Raw genomic sequence first — 5,013 nt, forward strand, 5'->3', positions numbered from 1 at the left:
TAATGCCGATCAGTTAAGGATCCATTGACCGATCCTCAGGCTGTGTAAGAATCCGAAACTCCTTGTTGGGTTTCGGATTTTTTTATGCGTATCGACCAAGCTCTCGACTTCATTCACGCCTGTCCTCCCGGAAAGTTTGAGTCCCTGTCTGACCTGCTGTCACCTGAACTGGTGCAGGCTTGCTTGGCCGAGACGGGCTCCGTCTCCTTGCGCCGACGGCGCATGCCCATGGAGCGGGTGCTATGGGCCATTATCGGGATGTCCTTGTTTCGTCATGTCCCTATGGCCCAGCTGGCCAACCAGCTCGATATCCTGTTACCCGGCGACCGGCCGTTTGTCGTCCCCAGCGCCTTCATCCAGGCGCGCCAAAAACTGGCTGACCAAGCCGTTCGACAGGTGTTCCAGCAGACCGCCACACTCTGGCATCAGCAGTGTCAGCACCCCACCTGGGCCGGCTTGCAGCTGCTGGCCGTGGACGGGGTGGTCTGGCGCACGCCCGATACTCCGGACAATGCCGGCGCCTTTGCCAAGTCGAAAACCGTCCAGGGGGAGACGCAATATCCCCAGGTCCGCATGTTGTGTCAGATGGAGCTGACCAGTCATCTGCTGACCCAGACAGTGATGGACTCCTGTGCGGTAAACGAGATGGTGTTGGCAGAGCAACTGATTGAAAAAACACCCGATAATAGCCTGACCCTGTTCGATAAGGGCTTCTACTCACTGGGGTTACTCCATGCCTGGCAACGCCAGGGCGTAGCGCGTCACTGGCTTATTCCGCTGAAAAAGGGGGCTCAATACGAGGTCATCCGCAAGCTGGGGCGGCAGGATGTGCTGGTACGCCTCAGTGCCAGTCCGCAGGCCAAGAAGAAGTGGAGCGAGTTGCCGGAGCAGTTCGAAGCCCGGCTGCTGACCCGGACGGTAAACGGCAAGGAGCGGCAGGTGCTGACCTCGCTCACCGACCCGCTGCGCTTCCCGGCCAGCGAGTTGATGGAGCTATACCAGAATCGCTGGGAAATCGAGCTGGGCTATCGGGAGATGAAACATAGCCTGCAACAGCACCGGCTGACGCTGCGCAGCAAGAAACCCGATGGAGTAAGGCAGGAGCTATGGGGCTTGGTATTGGCCTATAACCTACTGAGATATCAGATGGTTAGGATGGCGGCGAGCTTAAAGGGCTATACGGCCAGCCAGTTGAGCTTTCACATGGCATCGGTGTATCTGCTGCATGAACTCAGTTGCCTGCCGTTTGTGTCACCGGGCATGGTTCCAGGGCGTGTCGCTGAGTTGGACAAACAGGCAGAGCAGTTCAAGTTACCCGCCCGCCGAGAACGAAGTTACCCAAGGTGCATCAAAGCCAAACCACAGAAGTATGCGACGAGAAAACCTAGTAAAAACAATGCCAGTCAGGCTTAACTGACTGGCATTACTCCCTCAGGAGTCGTTTTTATCAGAGCCATCTGGCTAACGCCACGCCCTCGGCCCGATCAGGCTTTCGCTGGCAGGCTCAGGCAGGCGACCGCTTCCACCTGCATCGCGCGAGGGGAAGATCCCGAGCGACGATCAGGCCTTGGTTGGCAGGCTCAGGCGAGCAACCGCTTCCACGTGCATGGAGTGCGGGAACATATCCACCGGCTGCACCTCGTCCAGCACGAAGCCCTGCTTGACCAGCCAGGCGAGATCCCGGGCCAGGGTCTGGGGGTTGCAGGAGACATAGACCAGCCGGCGCGGCGCCATGGCCACCAGGGTCTGCAATACCGCCTTGTCACAGCCCTTGCGGGGCGGATCCATCACCACCACGTCGGCACTCACCCCGTCGGCATGCAGGGCAGGCATCAGCTGCTCCGCCTTGCCCACGTGGAACTCGGTCTGCTCGATGCCGTTGAGGGCCGCATTGCGACGGGCGTCGCTGATGGCGCTCTCCACCGACTCGATCCCCACCACCTTGGCGGCCTTGCCTGCCAGGAACAGGGAGATGGTGCCGATGCCGCAATAGATGTCGAACACCGTCTCGCTGCCGGTCAGCTCGCAATATTCCAGCGCCTTGGAGTAGAGCACGTCGGTCTGGCTCGGGTTGTTCTGGAAGAAGGAGAGGGGCGAGATCTCGAATTCGAGCTCGTGGATCTTGTCGCGGATCACCCCGCTGCCCAGCAGCACCCGGTTCTTGTCACCCAGGATGCGGTTGGTACGCACCTCGTTGATGTTCTGCACCAGGGTGGTGACCGGCAGATCCGCCAGGGCCGCCAGCAGCTCGGCTTCGAACGGCAGCGCTTCGCCCAGGGTCACCAGCACCACCATCAGCTCGCCGCTCTTGAAGCCCTTGCGGGTCATCAGGTTGCGCACGCAGCCGGTGTGGGCCACCTCGTCATAGGCCGCAATGTCGTGCTCGCGCATCCAGTTGCGTACCCGGGCATTGAGCTCCACGTGCAGCGAGTCCTGCACCGCGCAATCATCGGCGGTGATGAGGTCATGGGAGTGCTTGCGGTAGAAGCCGATCTCGGCGCCCGCCTCGCTGCCACGCACCGCGTACTGGGCCTTGTTGCGGTAGGCAAACGGCGTCTCCATGCCGAGGATGGGGTTGACCACGGCCTCACCCAGCCCGACCTGCTCCAGTGCGCTCTGCACCAGGCTCTGCTTGAGGGCAAGCTGGGCCGGATAGGACAGCGGGCGCACCTGGCAGCCACCGCATTCGGTATTGGGGCAAAAATCCGGCACCCTGTCGGCGGACGGCTGGGTCAGCTCGACCAGCTTGCCGTGCAGGTAGTTCGGTTTGACCTCGGTCAACTCGACCAGCGCCTGCTCACCGGGCAGCAGACCCTCGACAAACAGGGGGCGATCGAACAGGCGACCCTTGCCATCCCCCTTGTCGGTCAGTTCCAGAATATCGATCTGATGTTGGTGTCCCACTAACGGCATGAGCGGCTCCGAAGGCATGAAAGAGAGGGTGACGACGGGGCAGACCCGGCGACCCCGAATAAAGGGTGGCAGAGTTTAGCGGAGATCCGCCCAAAATGCAGGCATAAAAGACCCTGCAAACACAAATAGCGACCCCGGCCACCAGCAGCCCGGTCCGGGCAGCCTGGCCAGTCCGCCCCAATAAAAAAACCGCCGGACGGGGCCGGCGGTATGACATTCATGGCAGCAGGATCAATGGCTGTAGGCTTTCTCGCCGTGGCTGGTCACGTCCAGCCCTTCGCGCTCGGCATCTTCCTTCACCCGCAGACCGATCAGCAGGTCCACCAGCTTGTAGGCCACGGCCGAGACCAGGGCGGTCCAGACCACGGTCACCCCCACGCCGATGACCTGTACCTTGACCTGGGCCAGGATGGAGTATCCCTCGGCCACCTGGTTGGTCACATAGTCCCACACCCCGGTGCCGCCCAGATCCGGGCTGGCGAACACCCCGGTCAGCACGGCACCCAGGATCCCGCACACCCCGTGCAGGCCGAACACGTCCAGGCTGTCATCGGCCCCCAGCAGACGCTTGAGACCGTGCACGCCCCACAGACCAGCCACACCGCTGAGCAGGCCGATGATGAGGGCGCCCCCCACACCGACGAAACCGGCGGCAGGGGTGATGGCGACCAGGCCCGCCACCGCACCGGAGACGGCGCCAAGCAGGGAGGGACGGCCCTTCATCGCCCACTCGGCGAAGGTCCAGGAGAGGGCGGCAGCGGCCGGCGCGATCCAGGTGTTGGCGAAGGCCAGGGCCGCCGTGCCGTTGGCTTCGAGGGAGGAGCCGGCGTTGAAGCCGAACCAGCCGAACCACAGCAGGGCGGCACCGATCATGGTCATGGTCAGGCTGTGGGGGGTCATGGGGTCACGGCCATAGCCAACCCGTTTGCCCACCATGAAGGCCCCAACCAGACCGGCCACCGCGGCGTTGATGTGCACCACGGTGCCGCCAGCGAAGTCCAGAGCGCCGTGCTGGAACAGATAGCCTGCGGTGGCACCGGCCGCTTCGGCGGCGGCCGCATCCGTGTAGGCATCCGGACCCGCCCAGTACCACACCATGTGCGCCATCGGGATATAGGCGAAGGTGAACCAGATCACCGCGAACAGCAGCACCGCCGAGAACTTCATCCGCTCGGCAAAGCCGCCGACGATGAGCCCGCAGGTGATGGCGGCAAAGGCGCCCTGGAACACCACGTAGATGAACTCGCTGATCCCGACCCCCTTGCTGAAGGTGGCGGCGATGGAATCCGGCGTCACCCCCATCAGCAGCACCTTGTCGAAGGAACCGTAGAAGGCGCCGCCCTCGGTGAAGGCCAGGGAGTAGCCGTAGACCACCCAGAGGACGGTGATGAGGCAGAACAGGGTGAACACCTGCATCAGCACACTCAGCATGTTCTTGGCGCGCACCAGGCCGCCGTAGAAGAGGGCGAGGCCCGGCACGGACATCAGGATCACCAGGGCCGCCGCCACCATCAGCCAGGTATTGTCCCCCTTGTTGATGGTCACGGTCGCGGCCGCCTGTACCACATCGGCCTGCGCGGCCACCTCTTCGGCCCAGCCCGGGGCGGCCATGGTGGCGGCCAGCGCCAGCAGGCCAGTCATTACGAGTCTCTTGAACATACAGCCCTCTCCTTGTCGTCCCGGCATCCGGGTCCATTTCCTGATATGCATTTCCAACCTGGCCACCTGCCCACCGCACCTGTGTGGCTCACGGAGACATCATGGCGACATGACATGGGGAAAGCATAAAGCAGGCCAAGAAAAATAATCCTTTTATTTCATGGCGTTATGTTTTTATCACATTCAACACGCACCATCTTGGCGCACGATGCCCGGTTACAGGGGGAAAATCGCACTTTGGCTGTGCATTGCCGGGAAAATGCACCAGGATGACCCAATCGCCTCACAATGACGGGGCGAACCCCTGGTGATGTCACCCTGGCAGGCTTATCTATCCCGCTAAGGTATTCCTGATTACCCATGATTAGCAGTCAGTTACCACGAACTATACTGATGTTACGTACAGTTATCGAGGTGCGAGATCATGGCCAAAAGCAAAAT

General features: G+C 61.8%; 3 protein-coding genes. 1 reads left to right on the plus strand and 2 read right to left on the minus strand.

Going from position 1 to position 5,013, the window contains the following annotated elements; all coding sequences use genetic code 11:
- Positions 1-84: 84 nt before the first annotated feature.
- Entirely contained in the window at positions 85-1,413 is a 1,329-nt protein-coding gene (locus AB5Y64_RS11875) for an IS4 family transposase (RefSeq protein WP_053288733.1), read from the plus strand.
- A 147-nt stretch (positions 1,414-1,560) separates the two neighbouring features.
- Here the strand turns inward: AB5Y64_RS11875 and rlmD are convergent, their stop codons facing one another.
- Both rlmD and amt read right to left on the minus strand, forming a co-directional pair.
- Entirely contained in the window at positions 1,561-2,913 is a 1,353-nt protein-coding gene (rlmD, locus tag AB5Y64_RS11880; RefSeq protein ID WP_368203852.1) for a 23S rRNA (uracil(1939)-C(5))-methyltransferase RlmD, read from the minus strand.
- Between the two features lie 231 nt (positions 2,914-3,144).
- Positions 3,145-4,572: an ammonium transporter gene (amt, locus tag AB5Y64_RS11885; protein WP_010673021.1), complete on the minus strand. Its 1,428-nt coding sequence runs from the start codon at positions 4,570-4,572 to the stop codon at positions 3,145-3,147.
- Positions 4,573-5,013: the final 441 nt, after the last annotated feature.

Source organism: Aeromonas sp. R5-1, from assembly GCF_040908265.1.
Classification (GTDB): domain Bacteria; phylum Pseudomonadota; class Gammaproteobacteria; order Enterobacterales; family Aeromonadaceae; genus Aeromonas; species Aeromonas caviae.